The following is a 19,119-nucleotide window of genomic DNA, read 5'->3' as shown; positions in this document are numbered from 1 at the left end:
CGGCCGCCGGCGCCGGGGATGCCGCCCCGGCGCCGGCACGGGGGCTGAGAAAGTTCAGGAGGCCGGGGCGTCTCATCGCTTCCACCACCTGCCGTCCCGTCGGCGCAGCGGCGTCCAGTCGTCCAGGCCCGAGCGCGCGAGCATGTCCGCGGCGCCGACGATGGTGAGGCGCCCCTGGGCTTCCTCGATGAGGAGGTTGATGCCGTCGTGGACGGTCATGACCTCGGCGGCGATGAACGAGGCGATCCACTGCGCCTTCTCGGTGAGCGTCATGCCGGGCTCCCCGCGGTCAGGGCGCCGGCCGCAGCGCGGAGCGCGGCGATGACCTGTTCGCGCGTCTGCCCGTCTCGGTCGTTCCAGCCGCCGATGGCCTCGGTGAGCGCCCCGTCCTCGTCGTCGTGATCGGCGGGCACGTTGAGGCCGAGGTGGTCGGCGAACGCGCGGGCCGCGGCGCGGGTGGCGGGGGTGAGTTCGGCGTCGTCGGCGTCCTGGCCGCAGGCGATTTTGATGGCGGCGAGGGCGCAGAGCCGGGACTGGTTGATGGGCAGGTAGTGGCCGGGGTTGGCGTGGTCGATGGTGGGCTCGTGCCAGTCGCCGGTGGTCCAGCCGTGTTCGGTGATGTGGTCGGCGGCGGCGTTGAGCTGGGCGGCGATGGCGGTGTTCACCGGCCCTCCTCCTCCGCGTTCAGGCGGCGGTCCAATTCGGCTGCCTCGGCCCGGGTGTCGTGGAGGGCGCGGGTGAGAGCGTCGACTTCCTGGAGGCGCTGGTCGTGGGCGGCCTCGGCGAACTCGGCGCGCTTGGTGAGCTGCTCCACCTCGGCGCGGAGTCGCTTCACCTCGGCATCCGCGTCCTGGTCGCCGGGCCAGGAGACGGTGACGGTCGACGACGTGGCGAGGTCGTGCACCCGGCTCTGCACGTCGTCGAACTCCTGCTCGGACAGGTGCGCCCAGTTGTGTCCGAACTTCTCGCCGACGCCCATGTAGTCGATGTCCTCGGTGCATGAGAGGACGACCTTGCGGGCGAAGTCGCGCAGCTGCTCGTCGGTGAACTTCATCGGGCGTCTCCGTCCTGGTCGGTGGTGGTCTCGTCCTGCGCGGTCCCGGCGACCTGGGCGGCGATGACCGCGCCGGCCAGGTAGACGGCGGCGCTGGCGTCGTCGTGGTAGGCGATGGCCTCGCACATGAGGACGGCGAGGGCGAGGCAGGTGGTGAGGGCACCTGTGAGGCGGTGGGGGGTGAGGTAGGTGGTGGCGATGCCTGCGGTGGCGAGTGCGAGGGGTGGGATGGTGAGGGCGTCGGGGGCAGGCATCACACACCGCCGTTCTCGATGGCCGGGAGCACAGTGCTGCGGAACCACGCCGTGGCCTCGAAGCCGCTCGTGCACAGATCGATCAGCCGCTCATAGCCGGAGTGGATCTCGCCGGTGAACTCGTTCTCCCAGAGCCACCGCACACCGCGCTCGTCCAGCCACTTGCCGAGATCGGCGACCAGAGAGGCGTGCAGGTCACCGCAGCCACGGCCCTGCTGGTCGCGGTGGCCGTAGCCGGTGTCGAAGGACACCTCCAGCCAGCACGCGCGACTGCGGTGCTCGTCCTCGCAGTCAGGGTCGCAGTACCACTCGCACCCGCCGTCTTTGGCGCGCAGCGGCGCGTCGGGCCGGTAGTGGATGTCGAGCAGCGCGCACAGGCCTTGGCCAGCGTTGTTGCCGATGCTCCAGGCGTTGCCGGGCTCGGGCTTACCCTCGCCGTTCTGCCAGGTCTTGACCTGCTCGTTGCGGAAGCGGGTCGCCTCGGTGGCTCCGATGAGCTGGTTGGCGCGCACCCAGACGTACTTGTAGTTGATCTCGTCCAGGACGTAGACGCTGGTGTTGAGGGTCATGACCGGTCGCCTCCGGTCAGCCGCTCCAGGGCCTCGGCGACCCGCGCGTCCCAGTCGACGCCCGCCCCGTCATGCCACGGCGCATCCCCGTTCTCGGCCCGCTGCCGGGCAACGAGGCAGCGCTTGAACTCGCCCCACCACAGGTCCCGGCCGTCCGGCAGCAGGTGGATGGTGAGCGGCTCCAGAACGCTCTGGATAGCGGGGACGGTGACGAGCTTCTCGTCCCGGTCCTGCTCCTGGAGCTCCACGTTCGCCATCGCCTCGAAGGCGTCGGCGAGGGTGAGGGGCCTAGTCTTGGTCTTCATGCCCTGCCTTCCATTGCAGTGACTGGGTGGTGGGGCTAGGGGTCTCCGGCCGCTGGCACGGCCCGGGGGCCCCGTCTGCTTGTCAGGCCGCCGGGCGGCCGTCGTTCTCGTACTCGCGCTCGATGACCCGCATCCGCGTGGCCGCCTTGACGCGCTCGACAAACGCCACGTCCGGGTCGACGTCCTCGTACTCGGCGACGTACGCGGCCTGGGCGTCCTGCCAACGCTGGTCTTGCCGCGCCAGCCGGCCCGCCTCGTAATCGATCTGCTCGCTCACGCCGCACCCGCCTTCGGCTTCGGCTGACGCTTGGCCTTGCGCGCCTCGACGGCCTTCTTCGAGTTCTGCCGTTGCCGGGCACGCCATGCCGCCTCAGCCATCCGCTGCTGCTGCCGCGGCGGCGCATCCGGGTGCTCGGTCTTGGTGCGGTCGAGCCAGTACTCGAACGTCACCGGCGACTTGCGGCGGGCTGGGGCGGTCATCTCCACCCAGTTCGCCTGCTTGGCGAGGTTCACGAGCGCGGCCGTGCGGGCGATCTCGCTGCGCGCCTTCGGGTCCCGAGCCGGCATGTCAACCCACCTCCGCCACGTTCGTGCGGGTGGGGGTGTCGCGCTCGAAGTCGGCGATGGTGCAGCCGATGGCGTCGGCGATGCGTCCCAGGACCTCGGGGGAGGGGCTGGCGACGTTGCCGAGCTCGATGTTGCACAGGTGGGCGGCGCTGATCTCTGCGCGGCGAGCGGTCTCGGCCTGGCTCTGACCGGCCAGGATCCGCTCGCGGCGGATCTTCCGGCGGTCGTGGAAGGGGACGTCTACGGCCCCCTCGTTGGACGTCATGCGACGAGATTAGAGCTAATTAGAGCTAATGGCAACTGCCTGGCTTCATGTGGCTTTGTGGCAGGCCAGAGGGGCCCCTCGGGGGTAGGTGACAGACCGGGGAACGATCTCTAAAGTGAGGGCGAGCTAATTTCAGCTAACGAGAGCTAACGACCATGGGCACACCCGCCTACCCAGAGGCCGCGCTCATCGGGCGAGCCAGACGCGCCCGCCGCCTCACCATCGTGGAAGCCGCCGACGAGGCGGGAATCAGTCACCAGCGATGGAGCCAGATCGAAGGCGGCAAGGGCAACCGCGCCCCCGCCGAAACCATCGCCCACATGGCACGCGCCGTCGGCATCACCGCCGAACGGCTCTATAAGTACCAACCCGGCGACCGGCGACTACATGAGGCCGCGGAGGTCCTGGAGGAGATCGAGCTCCAGGCCGCTGCGGGAACCGAGGCGTTCGACAGCAAAGTGCAGGAAGTCATCGGCCGCCTGTCGGGTGAGGACCGGGCGGTGGTCGAGGAGCTCCTGCGGGAGTACAGCGAGACCCAGCGCCAGAACAGGACGATCCTGGAGAAGCTCGTGATGTTCATCGGCCGCCGACATGGTGGCCGCGGGCATGGCGAGGGCCGTGACGATCAGTCAGCGGCCGGGTAAATCTTTTCGGAGAGTTGCGGGTTCGGACACTCCTTAACGACGTGGCGTTACTGTCCTAATCCGGACAGTGACATTTCGGTGCATTTGTTAGACGGTAGGTCAACAACCGAAACGGAAGATCGGACGGGGCGGGGCTTCCCCCCAGCCAGACCCGCCCCGAGGGGGACAACGCCGATCTACACGGCCACGCGCTGGGAGGGTCATGATCAAGCTGCGCCACGTCACCGTCGCCGTCTGCGCACTCTGTTGGAGCGGATCCATCGCCGGTCTCCTCTTCGAGGAGCCGTCAGGCGAAACCCACTCCTTCCTGCTCGCCGCGGCCGTCGGACTCCTGGTCGTCCTACGGACCGAGCACGGTCCGAGGATCCGGCGAGTCGCGAGGGCGGCGTACTGGCAGGGCACCCAGGACACGCTGCAGCGGTTCGGTGAAGCCGAGCCCCGCCCCTCGAAAATCTCCCACCTACCCGAGCGGGGCGGGCTCCACCCGGCCCCCCTGCCCTCCAGGCGCTTCCGGGGCGGCGCGGCAGCGGTCACCGTGCTCCTCGCCGTCTCCGGTGTTCTCGTCGTCATGAGCGCGACGCTCGCTGATTCCTTGGAACGCGCCACGCCAACCGAAACGGCACCCGCGCCAGACCAATCCATCATCACGTCCACCCGAGTCATCGCCGTGACTCCATCAGCGCCGGCCTCTGCGGAGCCCCCACGCACCACCACAGCCACTTCCGCCAGCCCGGCCGCCGACTCTCAGGGCCAGTCGACGCCCGCACCGAAAGGCGCGCCACCGGCCCCCAAGCCCTGGCGCACGCGAGCCACGCGAGAAGCCGAGCTGGACGTTCGGCCCGTCGAGGAGGCAGACATCCCCACACCTTCCGAGTCGCAGGTGCCGGCGCCGGTGCAAACGCCGACCGTCGCCGACACCCCGGCTCCTGACCTGCCCGGACCGGTTCAGTAGCGGTCCCCCGGGGACAGCCGCGCGTGAGCTTCCGCCGCTCGCTCACGCGCGGTTTCCCGCGTGTACTCGTCCACCATCGCCATCGACTTCCAGCCGAAGTTGTACATCGCGTCGATCGGGTTCCCGCCGGCGTTGAGGTACTCGGTGACGCTCTTGCGCCGGAACCGGTGCGGGTGCAGGCCGGGGACCCCGATCATGGCCCCGCGTTCCCGGACCATCTGGTAGATCCCCGACCCGGTGAGCCGGCCCCTCTGCCCCAGCCACAGCCACGGCTCCTCGGCTGCCGGGTGGCGGGCGCGGGCCCGGATGTACCTGTCGATGGCCAGAGCGGTCTTCTTCCCGATCGGGATGAGGTGCTCGTCGCCGCCCTTGAGGACGATGCGGATGCGGTAACGGGCCAGGTACAGGTCGTTGGTGGCGTCGTCATCCGGGGTGTGGCGGATGCCGGCGATGCCTGAGCGGCGGGGGCCGGAGTCCACCAGCAGGCGCAGGATCGCCTCGTCGCGCAGGTTCTCGAAGGTGCGCTTCTTGCAGGTGGCCAGCAGGGCGCTCATCTGTTCGTCGGTCAGGGCCGCGCGGTGCTTCTTGGGGGCGTCAGGCTGGTCTTCGGAGTGGACGGGGGAGGGGGTGGTGCGCTCTCCTTCCTTGACGAGCCAGTTGAAGAGGGCGCGCAGATTGCGGAAGTGCTTGGCGGCGGTGGCGGGCTGGGTGGTCTTGCGGACGTTGTCCTTGTTGTAGGCGCGGCCGTTCTCGTGGGTCAGGAACCGGCGGATGTGCTCGGCGGTGGCGGCTTCGACGTCGTCGGGCAGGTCGTTGGCGTCGAGCCAGGCGGTGAAGATCTCGATGGTGGCCACGTATTCGCCGATGGTGCGGTCGCTGCGCCCTCGGGCTTGGAGGGCGAGGGTCCAGGAGTTCATGGCCGCGCCGAAGGTGAGTCCAGGGGGAGTGGCGGGTTGGGGGCGGCGGCTGGTGCGGCGTCGGCGGTGGGGGTCGAAGGGGACGACGGCTCCGGTCATGCGTGCTCCCTGTGGCTCGGTGTGAGCTCTGCCGGGCTGGTACTGGGATGCGGTGGGCTGCGGTGCCCTCTAGACTCGGTGCGAGCCCTGGCGGGCTCAGAATCCTAAGCTGAGTCACCCATGAGCTATCGGAAGGATCTTGTGGCCAGGTGAGAAAGCCCAGGTAGAACGGCAAGTTTCGAGGGTCGCTAGCTCAATTGGCAGAGCTCCGGACTTTTAATCCGTAGGTTGTGGGTTCGAGTCCCACGCGACCCACCCACCGTGACCAGCCCAAATGCTCCCGATCGACCCCGGCGGCGATCATGCCTGGGGCCAGCCTGAGACCACCCTGGGGCCAGGACACCGCACACGTCGGCGCCACGCCCCTTCACGTCCCGCTGCTTGATCGCGAGCAAGGCGGTCCCCGCGCGCCGACCTCGTCGAGGCTGACGCGCCTCCGATGTGCGGTAAGTCCTTTCGCAGGTCGTCAGGCAGGGACGGGGGAGCGGATGCTCTCGATCACGTGCTCTCGATCACGCAGTGGCCGCAGTGCGTGTGCGGACGGGACTGGGCGGCCGTGCGCGAGTGCGCGGCCGGGACGGTTCAGGGCTCCGGGCCGTCACCTTGCGCCGCACCAGGCCCGCCCGGGTGCGCCTTCGCGCAGAGCGCCGACGGCGGGCCGGGGCACGGCCGCGGCGCCGAGTGGTCCCCGGCACGACGCCCGCGGCGCGCAGCAGGTGCGCGGCGGTCTGCTCCGCCGCGCGGTGCGCGACCTCCGGCAGCACCGAGGCGTAGGTGTCGGCGGTCAGCACAATGCTGGAGTGTCCCAGCATTTCCCGCACCACCTTCAGCTCGACTCCGGCCGTCAGCGCCAGTGTCGCGGCGCCGTGGCGAAGGTCGTGCAGCCGGATCGGCAGTACATCATGTTCGGCGATCAGCTTCTGGAACACGTGGGTGAGCCGCCCCGGGGCGACCGGGTCGCCGTTGAGGTTGGTGAACACGTGCCCGCTGTCGCGGTAACCCTCGCCGTAGGCGTCCGCCTCCGCCTGCTGCCGGGCGCGATGGGCACGCAATGCGGCCACCGTCGTACGGTCCAGTGCGATCACCCGGGTGCCATGCGTGGTCTTGGGCGGGCACAGACTGGCCTACCGAGGACGACAGCACAGCCTCGGGCCAGGGCGGCACGAGCTCCTCCTGGCTTGGCTCCCATCACGGAAGCCGGGGCACTCCACTTCCATTCCGAAGGCATTCGCATCGTGCCCACCGCACCGCAGGCGCCTCGCATGAACGCCATCATGGAACGGTGGGTCGGCAGCATCCGCCGCGAACTCCTCGACCGATGCTCATCCTGAACGCCGCGCACCTGCGCAAGACCCTGTCCGAGTACGAAACCCATTTCAATGAGCAGCGTCCACACCGTGCGCTGCACCAAGCCTGCCCGCTACGGGCACTCCCCGACCCGGTCGACACCGAGAACAAGGTCACCCGGCAAGACCGCCTCGGTGGCCTCCTACACGAATACCAACAGGTCGCATAGCGTGGCCGAGTATTCGGCACCTACACCGTTTCCAACCGCAATGCACGGCCCGCTCAACCCCTCACCTGCCAGATCCTGCCGTCCCAACCAGAGTTGGGACCGGTCCCGGCGCCGCCCTCCTACCGTGAGTCGAGAACATCGAGATCAAGCGAAACCCGCACGGGAGAGGCGAGATGGACGAGCAGCCACACGACGCGGGGTCCGGGAACGACCGGAAGCGTGCCGAAGGCGGCCAGCCCCGCGAAGAGCCGGCCGCCACACCCCGGGTACCTCCTCAGCCCGCGCAGCCCTCGCCACCAGCCCAGACAGACGCCTCCCCGCAAGCGGCGCAGCAGGCAGTCGCCGCACCGCCGGGGCAATCTGCGGCGGGGGGCGGACTGGCCGCGCGACGCCGTCTCCTCGTCGGGGGCGCCGTCCTCGTGGCTGGTGCCGTTACTACCGGGGTCGTGGTCTTCAGCGGCGGCTCCGGTGATCGCGGGAGCGACAACGCGAAGCGGGCCGCCACGGGCGCCCGCCCCGGCTCCACCGCGTCCAGCACCGCCCCGCTCCTCCGTACACCTCCGCCCACCGCCATCCCGGCGCGCCCCACCCTGCGGAGGCTCGGCACCCTCAAGGGTCACCGTGGCGCGATCGGCCGCCTCCGCTTCAGCCCGGACGGTACGACCCTGGCCTCCATCGAATCCCAGGACGGCGTACTGCGGCTGTGGGACGTGGCCGGCCATAAGGAGCGGGCCACACCACTCAAAAGCTCGAACGTCATCTTCAAGACCGTGGCCTTCAGGCCCGACGGCCGCACGCTGGCGACTGGCAGCGACGAGCGGGCCCAGTTGTGGGACGCCGCCACCCTGCGCCCGCTTGGGGAGATCGCCAGGTCCGAAGACGCCTTCGTCCAGAACTTCTCGGCGGTCGCCTTCAGCCCGGACGGAAAGTACTTCACCACCAGCGGTTTCGGCGATGAAGGGATCCGCTTCTACGATCCGGTCACCCGCAGGCCGGCCGGCGAACCCCTGCGGCCGGTAGACGCCAAGATCATGGTCTTCAGCCCGGACGGCAGCACGCTCGTCAGCGTGGATGAGACCGGTGAGGAGGTCGTTCGGGTCTGGGACGTGGCCGCCCGCAGGGAGCGGGCCAAGTCGCCCGAGGACTTCGGCGGTGGCGAGCACCTCGTGTTGAGCCCGGACGGCGCCACTGTCGCCCTCGACACCGCCACTGAGGCGGGCGTGTTCGACAGGGTCCGCTTCCTCGCGGCCGCCACCGGCAAGGCACAGGGGAGCCCGCTCGGCCGCCACATCGGCGCCGTTACCGGCCTGGCCTACAGTACCGACGGCCGCACCGTCGTGACCTCCGACTATTCGGGCCTGCACTTTTGGGACGCGACCACCCACAAGAAGCGGGCCACCGCCACCATCCCAGGGACCCCACCCACCGTGGACCACCCCCGCCGCGGCGTCACCGTCACCAGGCCTGGAACCAGGACCATCAACCAGTTCGCCCTAAGCCCCGACGGGCGCACCATGGCCACCATCGGCGTCCAGGACAACACCATCGCTCTCTGGCGCCTGGAGTGAGCACGTACGGCGACGCGGCCCTGCGTATGCCGAAAACTTCGTCCATGCAGGTCAAGCGGCATTCCGATACTCGTTGAGGATCCGCCCGAACGTCCGTGTCTTCGTACGTCCAGGCTCGCGATCCGGGCCGGATCGGTGACCGCCGGGGGCAACGGATGCAACGGGCGTGCGTTCGCGATGCCCTGATGTGGCCGGTGCTCGTTATAGAAGACCTCGAACTCGCGCAGGGCAAGGAGCGGGTGCCGCTGCTTCCAGATCAGGGTCCGGTCGAGCAGCTCACGCCGACAGGTTTGCACCCACCGCTCCGTGATCGCGTTCATCCTCGGCATCCGTACCCCGGTCAGCACCACCTGGATGCCCGCATCACCCAGGATGGCGTCGAAGAGTTCGGGAAACCTGCCGTCCCAATCGCGGATCAGGAACCGTGCGCGGAAGCCGGCGTCTTCCAGGTCCATGACCAGGTTCGGGCGGCCTGTTTCACCCACGAGGCGGTCGGGTGAGCGGTGGCGCCCAGGACCCGGATCCGGCGGGTGTGATGCTCGATCACCGCGAGCACGTACATCCGCGCACCCGTCAATGTGACGGTCTCCAGGAAGTCGCACCAGCAGCACCTCAGCCTGGGAGCGCAGGAAGCCGGCCCACGTGGTCGAGGCACGCTCGGGTGCCGGATCGATCCCGGCGTCCTTGAGGATCTCCCAGACCGTGGACGCGGCCACCTGGACACCGAGCACCAGCAACTCGCCGTGCACCCGCCGGTACCCCCGGCTCGGGTTCTCCCGTACCAGACGCAGAACGAGCAAGCGGACAGAACGCGCGGTCGGTGGCCGGCCCGGCCGCTTGGGCCTGGACTGGGCAGCGTGCCGGCCAGCGATCAAGTCCCGGTGCCAGCGCAGCACCGTATCGGGCCGTACCGGAAGCCGTATCCGCCGTAGCACTCTGGGAGGCAACCCGTGCAGCAGCGCAGCCGGCAGTGCTCGGTCCGCAGCAGTGAACCGCACCTTCGCCCCGTCCAGCCGGCGTTCCAGCACGGTGATCTGATGCCGCAGCACCAAGATCTCGGTGTCCTTCTCCCGATCGGTCACCGGCAGCGGACGAAGGACCGCGAACGCGTTCGCCACAGTCGAATAGGCCAGTCGCAAGAGCACAACCGCTCGTCATCCCGTGCCGACCGCCGCACCGTGACCTGCCCAGCGACTGATCAAGCCCGGCCCCGGAGCCCACCAGACGCTGCAGCTCTCACCTGAACGGACGTAATTCCCGGCAAGCGCAGGGCCAGGCCGGGTTCGAAGTAGCGCTGCACTGACCGCAGGCTCTTACGCCCGGTCTTGGCCATGATGACGCACGCGAATGATGGTCTTGCCCTTGCGCCGCTCGGTCGGGTTGAGCGCGGGGATGGCGTCGTCGAGGGTTGCGACGGTTCCGATGTGCGTGCGAAGGCGCCCGTCTCGCACCCGGTCGACGATCTCCACCAGCTGGCTCGGAACGGACTCGACGACGAAGTCGACCGCCAAGCCGTCGACAGGGCGAGCCTCAACGGGTCCGACCACCGACACCAGCGTCCCGCCAGGCCGGATGATGCTCGCCGAACGCCTTTGGATATCACCGCCGATGACATCGAAGACCAGGTCGACCCCGCCGATGTCGCCGAGATCCTCATGGTCGAGGTCGAGGAACTCGTTCGCGCCGAAGTCGAGCGCCGCCTGGCGGTCCGCCGCCCGACCGGTACCGATGACGTAGGCGCCGAACTCCCGGGCGAGCTGCGTCACCACTGACCCGACGGCGCCGGCGGCGCCGTGTGCGAGGACGCTCTGCCCCGCCTGAAGGCGGCCGTGCTGGAACAGGCCCTGCCACGCGGTCAAGCCGGAGATCGGCAGACTCGCACCCACCGTGAAGTCGACGTTCCCCGGCAGCGGCGCAAGATTGCGTGCCTCCACGGCCGCGTACTCGGCCAGCGTCCCATCGCGATGCCAGTCCGTGATCCCGAACACCCGCTGTCCCAGCGAGAGTCCCGTCGTGCCGTAGCCGAGGGAGGAGACCACACCGGCGAACTCGTGGCCGATGATCGCCTGGGCGCGATCGTGACCGGAGCGATCGACCCACGTCGAGGGCCACTCCCACTCCGCGGGGACGAAACCCGACGCGTGGACTTCAACGACGACGTCGTTGATCGCCGGCGTCGGCTCAGGCCGCTCCGCGAGGGTGATCCCGGCTGCTTCCGCGGCCTGATCCATCGCGACGATTGCCTTCATGGGTGCCTCCGTATATCTCGTGCTCGCCGGCTCTCGGCGCCACGTTCTGGGCTTGTCAGCCCAATCGCGGCAGTCAATACGACGCGAATGTGGGCTGACAGGCCCAATCTGGGTAATCGTGTGTGTCATGGAAGCCACAACGGAAGCCCGGGTGCCGCAGAAGCTCACGGACAAGGGGCAGGCGACCCGAGCCCGCATCCTCGAGCACGCTCGGAGCTCATCTACACCAAGGGCGTCCACGCGACGAACAACGAGCAGCTCCGTCGCGCGGCAGGCATCAGCGGATCACAGCTCAACCACTACTTCCCGACCAAGGAGAGCCTTGTCCTCGCGGTCATCGAGTGGCAGGCCGAGCGCGTCCTCACGTTCCATCGCAGTGAGCGGTTTACCCACTTTGAAAGCCTCGACTCGCTTCGGGAATGGGCGGGCTTCTCTATCGCCTACGAGCGCTCCTACCAGGAAGGCTGCAGCCTCGGTTCGCTCGCCAGCGAGATCATCAAGACCGACATTGACGTTCGCACGGAACTCGCGAACGCGTTCGAGCAGTGGAGCGACATCTTCCGAGATGGACTCGAACGGATGCAGAGGCTCGGCCGCATCGGTGTTGAGACGGACCCGACCCGACTGGCCTACCTCCTGCTCTCCGCCTTTCAGGGCGGCATGCTCCTCGCCCAGGTCGCCCGCGACATCGCCCCGCTGGAAGACGCCCTGCGGGCAGCCATCGGCTACGTGCAGACATTCGCGACTCCCCCTGGTGCCGGCGTACTCGACGATGTCAATGAGGCCCAGCGCAAGCAGCCCGGCCAGCCCCGCCAGCCCGACCGAAACCAGTTCGCCACGGCCCGGGCCGCTCTCGCCGCCGGCCAACCGGTCGAGCAAGTCGCAGCGGCTTTCGGCGTCAGCCACGCCACCCTCTACCGCCACCTCGCCGACCACGACGACGAACAAACCTCCTCCTGAGCAGCAGCGACCAGGGCTGGCCGTGCTCGCTTTGCGGCTAATCGCATCTTGTGAGCGGGCGTCGGCCGCAGAGCCTGACTTGGCGAGGGCACCAGATGCCTGTCCCCAGACCGGTCGGGTCGGCGTCTGCTCACCCCGAACTTTCCGGCGTCGTGGCCGGTGGATGCCGGGCGATGAGCCTGATTCGCGGAAGGCCCCGTGCCAGATCAGAGGCCTGTCACCAGACCGGCCGTCCCGGCATTCTCCCGTCGCGGCGGCGGTGGTTGGGCAAGCGTGGTGTTCGTGGTTCGAGCCCGTTCGCGGGGCTGACCTCCCACACGCGGCCGAGCCGGTGAGCTCTCGCGGCGGAAGGAGACCCCGCGGATCGCCGGGGTCGCGAACGACTGATCGGATGTCGGACCGACGAGTCCTTCCATTAGCGGGCCACGCGTCTCCGCTGTGGTTCTGACCTGCACCGATGACCGACTGTCCGCTGATTGGAGAAGCGTTGGCCGCACTGTTCTGCGGGATCGACAGGGCCGAACGCCGCCACGACATCGCCGTCGTCGACCAGGACGGCACCCGGGTCGCCAAGGCCCGCATCACCAATGACGCCACCGGCCTGCGCGCGCTGCTGAAGCTGCCGGCCTCCGTCGGTGACCAGGCCGACGACCCGATCCCGGTCGCAATCGAGCGACCGCGCGGCCTGCCTGCGCGCCACCGGCCGCCAGGTGTTCGCCATCAACCCCTACGCCGTGTCCCGTTATCGCGACCGGCACGGCGCCTCAGGCAAGAAGTCCGACGCGCAGGACGCGCTGACCTTGGCCAACATTCTGCGCACCGACATGGCCGCGCACCGCCCGCTGCCCGCCGACTCCGAGCCGGCGCAAGCGATCACCGTGCTGGCCCGCACCCAGCAGGACGCGGTCTGGGACCGCCTCCAGCTCGGCCGGCGCATCCGGTCGCTGCTGCACGACTACTACGCCGCCGCGCTGGAGACGTTCGCGCACCTGCGCAACGGTGGGGTCACCGAGGCCGAGGCCCGCGTCATCCTCACCCTGGCGCCCACCCCGGCCCGTGCGGCCGCGCTCACCCGCGCGCAGCTGCGCGCCGCCCTCAAACGAGCCGGGCGGGCCTGCCACATCGAGCAGGACGTCGAACGGCTCCGACGGATCTTCGGCGCCGAGCACATGCGGCTGCCCGACCTGGTCGAACAGGCCATGGGCCGTCGGCTGACCGCGCTGCTGCGCCAGCTCGAAGCCGCCTGCGCCGCCGAGCACGACCTGGCCGAAGCCGTCCAGGAGGCATTCGCCCAGCACCCCGACGCCGAGATCATCAGCAGCTTCCCCGGCGCCGGCCCCGGCCGCTGCGGTGAGGTGGCGGACGAGCCGGAAGATGGCGGGGGCGAGATGCTCTTCGGTGTGCGGCGCGTCCGGGGCGAGCGCGGTGGTCTGGGGTGGGCGGTGGTGCGGGCGGCGAGAGCATGGCAGCGGTTGAGGGCGTCGGGTGCGGGCGGCAGCGCGAAGTAGGGCGGCGGTGCCAGCAGCAGGCCGACGAGCTGGGCGCGGAGTTCGGTGCGTCGCAGGGCTCCCAGCACGATGCCGTAGGCCCTGCACTCGGGTCCGTGCCACCGGCCGCAAAGTGGCTGTGCGTGATTGCGGTGACGCTTCGTGGTCTCATGAATGACCGGTTGTGCGAGGTCAGCGCCGCGTCCACCCCACGCGCCGTTCACCCAGGTCGCCGTTCGCAGAACTCCCCTCACAACCGGGCTGTTCTGCGAGACGGTCCTGCGAAGCCCTGACCGGTGCGGGCGCTCTACCTTGCGCCTGGTGACACGAACCGGAGCGAGGGCCCTGACCAGCGGTGTGGCTGCCAAGCGTGAAAGTCCGGCCGGATAGTCCCGGTGCCCGGTGGTGTCACAAAACGGTGGGGCCCGGCGTCTTATGGGTGACTCGCTCGAGGGCGGAGGAGACGGGAGCCCTCAATGCGCACTCCAAGTCGAGTTGCACGGCCGGGAGCAGAGGGCGCCTGGCCATTGCAGAGCCGCGGCTTCTCTCGCACGTGCGAGTTGCCGTCGGTACAGCGGAAGGATGCGTCGGAGACTGCACCTGCGATGCAGCATGAATCAACCCGAGAGAAGGGATCTGACGAATGTCCCAAGTGATGTGGATGGGGGCTGTGGCGAGCATCGGCGCGACGCTCGCGCTGGCGTCCGCCGGGACCGCGCACGCCGTGGAGTCGTCGGCCGCGCCGGCGATCTGCGGTATCAACAGGGTCGCCGTGTACCAGAAGAAGAACTTCGGCGGCCAGCACGCGTGCATCGCGGGCAACATCAAGAAACTCGCCGATTTCCGCTGGCCAGACGGCGCCAAGATCAACGACAGCATCAGTTCGATCCAGGTCCCTGCGCGCTGCTGGGTGACGCTCTACCGGTACAAGAACTACAAGGGGGACAGGAGCATCTGGAGGCGGACCGGCAATTCTGGGCCGCTCCGCGAGGACCGAGACCTGTCCAACAACAGGGTCGGTGACAACAGAACCAGTTCCCTGAAGTCGGGCTGCACGTTCGATGCCTGAAGCCCCTGAGGGCAGAGTGCCGCAGGCGAACATCGCCGGTATGCAGTGAGACGGCCCCCAGCGCTCTGACCGTCCGGCGGACGGATGGACACGTGGCGAATGGCAGGTCAGAGCGATGAGCGATCGCCAGAACGAACGAGAAGTGACAGCCGAGCCCTGCGCTCGGGCCGGCGCCGCGTGCTCACGTTCGTTTTCATCGCGCCGGGCACCTTCCAGGCCAAGGTGTGACAGAGCCCGGCCACCGGCTGGCGCCCGGAGGGCGCCCTCCTTCACCAACTGGTGGCCGGGCTCTCCCAGCAGGCGCGCGGAGTACGACCACCTCACCCCCTACAACGGGCGCCGACCCCGCCTCGATGCCGGCGACCGGCCCGTCAGTCGCCAGAGCAGGGGTCCAGGAACATGCCGGGGTACACGTCCTCGCAGACCTGGACGGAGCTCGCGGTCGGGTACGACTTGTAGCTGCACCCGCCCGCCGACCCGTTCGCGTCCCACAGGTAGCGGTCGCCGCCGAACCATCCGTAGACGCCGTTGCCGTCGGCCTCGTTGTCGCAGACCCTGGCGACCCTCGTCCCGGTGTCCAGGCAGGCCTTGTCGGCCCCCTCGTACACGCACACCTCCTGGGCCGCCGCCGGCGAGGCCGTCGTGAGCATGAACGCCGCCGAGCCCAGCAGCGTCAGCGTCGCGAGTGCGCCGATTCTCTTCACCCGGTGCTCCCCTCTCGTGCAGGAAGTTCGCGCGGGGCCTCCCCACGTCCTGTGACCCGATTCGCCCCCGCGACCCGTCCACACGAGAGAACCGGATCCCGCCTAGCGGCCGGCTATGCGTTCCCTGTCAGGGCAGGTCACCCTCCTGGTGCTCGTCGTGGCGGCGCAGCCAGCTCATGGCTGCGGCGGCTGCGCCGCGAGTTCGGCGACACCATCCCGCTCGGCCAGTTGACCGCCCAGCAGACCGCCACGGTGTTCACCGCGGCCTGGAATGAGGCAGCCCCACGGACCTGGAACCGACAGGCCCACGAGGAGGATCGGAACGACCAGTAGCGACAGGGCGGCTGAGGCCGACGGTCAGCGGGGGTGTCGGCGGGCGGCTGGATCGGTGTCTGCGGTGACGCGGGCGGAGGTTTGTTCGCCGAGGCGGACGCAGGCGCCGAGGCCGGCCAGGTGGGCGTGGCGGGACTTGGCCTGGAGTTCGGCGGCGGTGCGTCCAGCAGCCGCTGCGGAAATGACCTCCCAGGTGGCCTGAGCGTCGTAGCCCGTCACACCAGCACGGCGCGGCGTCTCCCTCTGGGAGTCAGATCGCTGGCGCCGCCCACGATCGACGGCCCCGGGTGCAGTGGCTGAGCAGGGGTTGGAAATCGATCGGATGGGGTCCGCGCAGGAGCAACCAGGTGGGGGCCATCAGGTGACCGTCACCTCGGCGGGGTCGCGCCCGGTGCCGCCACGGACCCGGTACCGGATCGGAGCGGGCGCGGATGTGTTCGCGCCACCCGGCAGGCCAGATGGTGCGTTCGTCCCACACCACGTCGGCCAGCGCCGCCAGGTCGCCCGCCCGCAGGGCTGGCAGGTCCACCCCGGACGCGTCGCACGGGGATCGCGTCCGCGGCCGTGGAAAGGAACTGCAACTCTCGGACGACCAGGACGAGATCGCGGTCGAGGGCACGGAGGTCGGGTTCCAGGTATGTCGGGGGTCACGTCGGGGCCTGCATGAACCGCCATCTCTCCTTTGATCCATCGGGATAGGACGTGATCATCGTCTATCGTGCCGCCGGCCGGAACCGGGCCCGCAGACCGCTCGGCTCGAACAGTGCACGGGGATGCACGGTCCCAGGGAAATCGACCACATCGATGTCACAGATGTCCGCCAAGCGGGCGATCGCGAGCGTCAACTGGAGCAGGCCGAGCTGGCTGCCCAGGCAGACCCTGGCGCCGGCACCGAACGGGAAGTACGCGTACCGCGCGTGCGGCTGTTCGGCGATCAGCCATCGCTCGGGGCGCACCCGGTCCGGGGCACTCCACCACCGGTGGTCGTTGTGCACCAGATACGGGCTGAACATGACCTGCTCGCCAGGCAGGAACTCCCAGGGGCCGAGGCTGGTCGGCCGCCCGACGACACGGCCCATCAGCCAGGTGGGCGTGTAGGCGCGCAGCAGTTCCTTGACGACGGCCTCGGTGTACGGCAGGTCGCTCGCGGCCACCGGCGCCCCGGCCGCCGCCGCACGTGCGGGTCCCGCCTCCGCGCGTACCCGTTCGAGAAGTCCCGGATCCTGGGCGAAGGCGCGCACCGCCCAGGCCAACGCGGCGCCGGGAACGCCGTGCGAGGCTCGGAGGACGACTTCCAGCAGATCTCGTATCGCCTCCTCGCTCAGGCAGCGCCCGTGAGGTGCCAGGAGAACGTCGAGCAAGTCCCTCGGCACCGGAGCGGCGGCCGAGGCGCTCCGATGGGCGATCACCCGGTCGAGACGGCGAGCGAGTCGGCGGCTCGTCCGATGCACCCGCAGCACCGTGGGTTGCGGGAGCCAGAACGGCGGTGTCACCGACCTGTCCATGATCTCGGCCGCCGCTCCGGCCGCCGCGCTCACCGCCTCCGCGACCGCCTCCGCGACCGCCTCCGCGTCCGCGCCGTCGCCCCCGATACAGAAATCGGCCACTGCCCGCGCCGAGAACGCCTTCATCACCGAGAGAACGTCGACGTCATCGTCGCCGCACTGCGCCATCACGGCGTCGAAATTCCTCACCAGGCGCGCGCCGTGTGCGGATACCACTGACCGCTTCATTCCTTGCCAGCTCTTGTGCCGGGAGATCATCGTCCTCGGCGCGTCGTCCTGGAACCGCCGGGCGACCGTTCGGCGGCGGGCGAAGACCGGGCTCTCGGCGAAGAAATCGCTGTTGGTACGTACGAAGATCTCATGGATCAGTTCCGGGTCGAGCACGACCGTCGTGTCGTCGCTGAAGCGGAACACGTCACCGAACCGCTGCTGCGCACGTCTCAGGAACCCGATGCGATCGCGGTCGTAGTCGAAGGTATTTCCGAGCATGAACCGGCCCCTGGGGCCATCAGGACGGCGAAGGGTCGTGCCCACGGGCTGGATCTCCCTTCCGAGAACTCTCCTACCCGGGTGCGCCGTACAAACCTGCACCCGGGCCGATGGAGCCGTGCCGCCGTCACGCGGCGCTGTCGTGCGGTGCCGGCCGCCCGGTCCGCGATCGGATGTGTCACCACTTCCTCGCGTGCCACGTGTAGCGGCCGCCCATGCGCCCCTGCTTCATCCCCACCAGGCGCCCGACGCCCGCGATGATGTACTTCGCCACCAAGATCACCTCCCTGGATTCAACGGTTCCGCCCACCCCGGAGATATCACCATAGGTAATCCCGGTGTGACGCCGGTATGGGTTCGGTGTCGCCTGTACGCCGGACAACGTACAGGCACTTACGCCGAGCGTCCGACGACGAGGCAGGAACGCCTTCCGATAATGGTGAGCACGGTGTCGAAAATGGATTGGACTATGGACGTGGTCACCACCGCCGGCGTCTCGGCGGAAGATCGGTTCGCCATGTGGCACGAGGTGAGCTCGAAAATGTGGGTACCCCTTGAAGTGCTCTGCGAGCCGAACCTGGAAAACAAATTTCATGCCCGGGCCGGTTTCGCCCGGCTCGGCCTCGTGGAGGTGGCACTACTGACTTCGACGCCGCTGTCGGTGCACCGCACACCCAAGCTGATCCGGCAGTCGGATCCCGAAGACTTCCTGGTGACCTTCGCCGTGCGCGGCCGCGTGTTCGGGGAGCAGGACGGCCGGTGCGCGGCGCTCCGTGCCGGGGATCTGATCCTGCGCGACAGCTCGCGCCCTTGCCTGACCAGGTTCGCGCCCGAGCCCCCGGCGGCTCAGTCGCTGGCCATGCGGTTCCCGCGCTCGTCGCTGCCGTTGCCCGAGCGGGGCCTGCGGGACCTGACCTGCGTCCGCGTCCCGGGTGACCGGGGCATCGGTGCGCTGTCCTCGCAGTTCCTGCTGCAGCTGGCCCGGCAGATGGCCGAACTCAGCCCGGCCGACACCGCCAGGCTGTCCACGGTCGCGCTCGATGTGCTGACCGTGGCGCTGGCCGGCGCACTGGACGCCCACAGCGCGCTGCCACTCCACACCAGGCGGCGCGCACTGCTGGCCCAGATCCACGCTTTCATCCACGACAACCTTGATGATCCGCACCTGACCCCGGGCGCGATCGCGGCGGCGCATCACATCTCGCTGCGCTACCTGCACGCGCTGTTCCGCGCCGAGGAGCTCACCGTGGCCGGCTGGATCCGCCGGCGCCGCCTGGAGCGGTGCCGACGCGACCTGGCCGACCCGGGGCTGGCCGCCCGTCCGATCAGCGCGATCGCAGCCAGGTGGGGATTCTCCGGGCCCGCGCACTTCAGCCAGGTGTTCCGCGCCGCCTACGGCCTCTCACCGCGCCAATTCCGCCAGGAGTACACGCTGATGCGCACAGACTGAAGACCTGTGCACTCATCCGTAAGACAGGCTCGGCCGCGGCGTGCACACTCTTGAGTAGGGCTTACGTAAATGAAGGAAATGAACTCGAGCGAAAAATGTGATCGCGACCGCGTTGTGGCTCTTCCGGTGAAAAATGACATGGGCGCGATGAGAAATCGGGGGT

General features: G+C 69.1%; 21 protein-coding genes, 1 tRNA gene and 2 pseudogenes. 9 read left to right on the top strand and 15 right to left on the bottom strand.

Annotation, left to right across the window (positions count from 1 at the left end; genetic code table 11):
- Positions 1-72: 72 nt before the first annotated feature.
- The 9 genes from ACFPZN_RS03995 to ACFPZN_RS03955 all read right to left on the bottom strand — a co-directional run bounded on the left by ACFPZN_RS03995 (position 73) and on the right by ACFPZN_RS03955 (position 3,014).
- A complete protein-coding gene (locus ACFPZN_RS03995) occupies positions 73-273 on the bottom strand; it encodes a hypothetical protein (protein WP_378280222.1) in 201 nt (66 codons plus the stop codon).
- Positions 270-665, bottom strand: a complete 396-nt coding sequence (locus tag ACFPZN_RS03990; RefSeq protein ID WP_378280220.1) for a DUF6197 family protein — start codon at positions 663-665, stop codon at positions 270-272. The genes ACFPZN_RS03995 and ACFPZN_RS03990 overlap by 4 nt, the downstream gene beginning before the upstream one ends.
- Complete coding sequence (locus tag ACFPZN_RS03985; protein WP_378280218.1) at positions 662-1,054, bottom strand: hypothetical protein; 393 nt, start codon at positions 1,052-1,054, stop codon at positions 662-664. Before ACFPZN_RS03985 ends, ACFPZN_RS03990 begins: the two co-directional genes overlap by 4 nt.
- The gene (locus tag ACFPZN_RS03980; RefSeq protein WP_378280217.1) at positions 1,051-1,308 is read right to left on the bottom strand and encodes a hypothetical protein; all 258 of its coding nucleotides are present in this window, start codon (positions 1,306-1,308) and stop codon (positions 1,051-1,053) included. The genes ACFPZN_RS03985 and ACFPZN_RS03980 overlap by 4 nt, the downstream gene beginning before the upstream one ends.
- On the bottom strand, positions 1,308-1,877 hold the full coding sequence (locus ACFPZN_RS03975; protein WP_378280215.1) for a hypothetical protein: 570 nt from the start codon (positions 1,875-1,877) through the stop codon (positions 1,308-1,310). Before ACFPZN_RS03975 ends, ACFPZN_RS03980 begins: the two co-directional genes overlap by 1 nt.
- On the bottom strand, positions 1,874-2,182 hold the full coding sequence (locus tag ACFPZN_RS03970) for a hypothetical protein (RefSeq protein ID WP_378280214.1): 309 nt from the start codon (positions 2,180-2,182) through the stop codon (positions 1,874-1,876). Before ACFPZN_RS03970 ends, ACFPZN_RS03975 begins: the two co-directional genes overlap by 4 nt.
- An 82-nt stretch (positions 2,183-2,264) precedes the next feature.
- A complete protein-coding gene (locus tag ACFPZN_RS03965; protein ID WP_378280212.1) occupies positions 2,265-2,459 on the bottom strand; it encodes a hypothetical protein in 195 nt (64 codons plus the stop codon).
- Positions 2,456-2,749 carry a hypothetical protein gene (locus ACFPZN_RS03960; protein ID WP_378280210.1) on the bottom strand — a complete coding sequence of 98 codons (294 nt, stop codon included), beginning with the start codon at positions 2,747-2,749 and terminating at the stop codon, positions 2,456-2,458. Before ACFPZN_RS03960 ends, ACFPZN_RS03965 begins: the two co-directional genes overlap by 4 nt.
- Position 2,750: 1 nt before the next feature.
- Positions 2,751-3,014 (bottom strand): helix-turn-helix domain-containing protein, encoded by a 264-nt coding sequence (locus ACFPZN_RS03955; protein WP_378280208.1) that lies wholly within the window; start codon positions 3,012-3,014, stop codon positions 2,751-2,753.
- Between the two features lie 155 nt (positions 3,015-3,169).
- On the opposite strand from ACFPZN_RS03955, the gene ACFPZN_RS03950 reads away from it, so the two are divergent.
- Together ACFPZN_RS03950 and ACFPZN_RS03945 are read left to right on the top strand one after the other, a co-directional pair.
- Entirely contained in the window at positions 3,170-3,658 is a 489-nt protein-coding gene (locus ACFPZN_RS03950; RefSeq protein ID WP_378280206.1) for a helix-turn-helix domain-containing protein, read from the top strand.
- 202 nt (positions 3,659-3,860) lie between these two features.
- Positions 3,861-4,610: a hypothetical protein gene (locus ACFPZN_RS03945; protein WP_378280205.1), complete on the top strand. Its 750-nt coding sequence runs from the start codon at positions 3,861-3,863 to the stop codon at positions 4,608-4,610.
- On the opposite strand, the gene ACFPZN_RS03940 is transcribed toward ACFPZN_RS03945, so the two are convergent.
- A complete protein-coding gene (locus ACFPZN_RS03940) occupies positions 4,604-5,626 on the bottom strand; it encodes a tyrosine-type recombinase/integrase (RefSeq protein WP_378280203.1) in 1,023 nt (340 codons plus the stop codon). The two genes, ACFPZN_RS03945 and ACFPZN_RS03940, sit on opposite strands and share 7 nt — an antisense overlap.
- Positions 5,627-5,808: 182 nt before the next feature.
- Between ACFPZN_RS03940 and ACFPZN_RS03935 the strand changes: the two genes are divergently transcribed.
- Positions 5,809-5,881, top strand: a tRNA-Lys gene (locus tag ACFPZN_RS03935).
- A 257-nt stretch (positions 5,882-6,138) separates the two neighbouring features.
- On the opposite strand, the gene ACFPZN_RS03930 is transcribed toward ACFPZN_RS03935, so the two are convergent.
- Positions 6,139-6,711, bottom strand: a complete 573-nt coding sequence (locus tag ACFPZN_RS03930) for a tyrosine-type recombinase/integrase (RefSeq protein ID WP_378280201.1) — start codon at positions 6,709-6,711, stop codon at positions 6,139-6,141.
- A gap of 233 nt (positions 6,712-6,944) precedes the next feature.
- Between ACFPZN_RS03930 and ACFPZN_RS03925 the strand changes: the two genes are divergently transcribed.
- Together ACFPZN_RS03925 and ACFPZN_RS03920 are read left to right on the top strand one after the other, a co-directional pair.
- The gene (locus ACFPZN_RS03925) at positions 6,945-7,142 is read left to right on the top strand and encodes a hypothetical protein (RefSeq protein ID WP_378280199.1); all 198 of its coding nucleotides are present in this window, start codon (positions 6,945-6,947) and stop codon (positions 7,140-7,142) included.
- Between the two features lie 173 nt (positions 7,143-7,315).
- Complete coding sequence (locus ACFPZN_RS03920) at positions 7,316-8,710, top strand: WD40 repeat domain-containing protein (RefSeq protein ID WP_378280197.1); 1,395 nt, start codon at positions 7,316-7,318, stop codon at positions 8,708-8,710.
- A 221-nt stretch (positions 8,711-8,931) separates the two neighbouring features.
- On the opposite strand, the pseudogene ACFPZN_RS03915 reads toward ACFPZN_RS03920, so the two are convergent.
- Both ACFPZN_RS03915 and ACFPZN_RS03910 read right to left on the bottom strand, forming a co-directional pair.
- Positions 8,932-9,030 (bottom strand): annotated as a pseudogene (locus tag ACFPZN_RS03915) (hypothetical protein); the annotation flags it as partial.
- Positions 9,031-10,023: 993 nt separating this feature from the next.
- On the bottom strand, positions 10,024-10,959 hold the full coding sequence (locus ACFPZN_RS03910) for an NADP-dependent oxidoreductase (protein ID WP_378280195.1): 936 nt from the start codon (positions 10,957-10,959) through the stop codon (positions 10,024-10,026).
- Positions 10,960-11,046: 87 nt separating this feature from the next.
- Between ACFPZN_RS03910 and ACFPZN_RS03905 the strand changes: the two genes are divergently transcribed.
- The 3 genes and pseudogenes from ACFPZN_RS03905 (at position 11,047) to ACFPZN_RS03895 (ending at position 14,475) form a co-directional block, all read left to right on the top strand.
- Positions 11,047-11,919, top strand: coding sequence for an LmrA/YxaF family transcription factor (locus ACFPZN_RS03905; RefSeq protein WP_378280192.1), 873 nt, complete (start codon positions 11,047-11,049; stop codon positions 11,917-11,919).
- Between the two features lie 475 nt (positions 11,920-12,394).
- A pseudogene (locus ACFPZN_RS03900) lies at positions 12,395-13,259 on the top strand (IS110 family transposase); the annotation flags it as partial.
- A gap of 817 nt (positions 13,260-14,076) precedes the next feature.
- On the top strand, positions 14,077-14,475 hold the full coding sequence (locus tag ACFPZN_RS03895; RefSeq protein WP_378280191.1) for a peptidase inhibitor family I36 protein: 399 nt from the start codon (positions 14,077-14,079) through the stop codon (positions 14,473-14,475).
- Positions 14,476-14,846: 371 nt separating this feature from the next.
- Here ACFPZN_RS03895 and ACFPZN_RS03890 read toward each other — a convergent pair whose 3' ends face one another.
- Positions 14,847-15,179: a hypothetical protein gene (locus ACFPZN_RS03890; RefSeq protein ID WP_378280189.1), complete on the bottom strand. Its 333-nt coding sequence runs from the start codon at positions 15,177-15,179 to the stop codon at positions 14,847-14,849.
- Positions 15,180-16,225: 1,046 nt separating this feature from the next.
- Positions 16,226-17,551 carry a cytochrome P450 gene (locus ACFPZN_RS03885; RefSeq protein WP_378280188.1) on the bottom strand — a complete coding sequence of 442 codons (1,326 nt, stop codon included), beginning with the start codon at positions 17,549-17,551 and terminating at the stop codon, positions 16,226-16,228.
- 424 nt (positions 17,552-17,975) lie between these two features.
- Here ACFPZN_RS03885 and ACFPZN_RS03880 point away from each other — a divergent pair, with 424 nt between their 5' ends.
- Positions 17,976-18,956, top strand: a complete 981-nt coding sequence (locus tag ACFPZN_RS03880; RefSeq protein WP_378280186.1) for an AraC-like ligand-binding domain-containing protein — start codon at positions 17,976-17,978, stop codon at positions 18,954-18,956.
- Positions 18,957-19,119 lie beyond the last annotated feature (163 nt).

The sequence above is a fragment of the Actinomadura rugatobispora genome (assembly GCF_042656285.1).
Taxonomy (GTDB): domain Bacteria; phylum Actinomycetota; class Actinomycetes; order Streptosporangiales; family Streptosporangiaceae; genus Spirillospora; species Spirillospora rugatobispora.
Note: the sequence above shows the minus strand (reverse complement) of the source record. Positions and strands in the feature narration are given on the sequence as shown.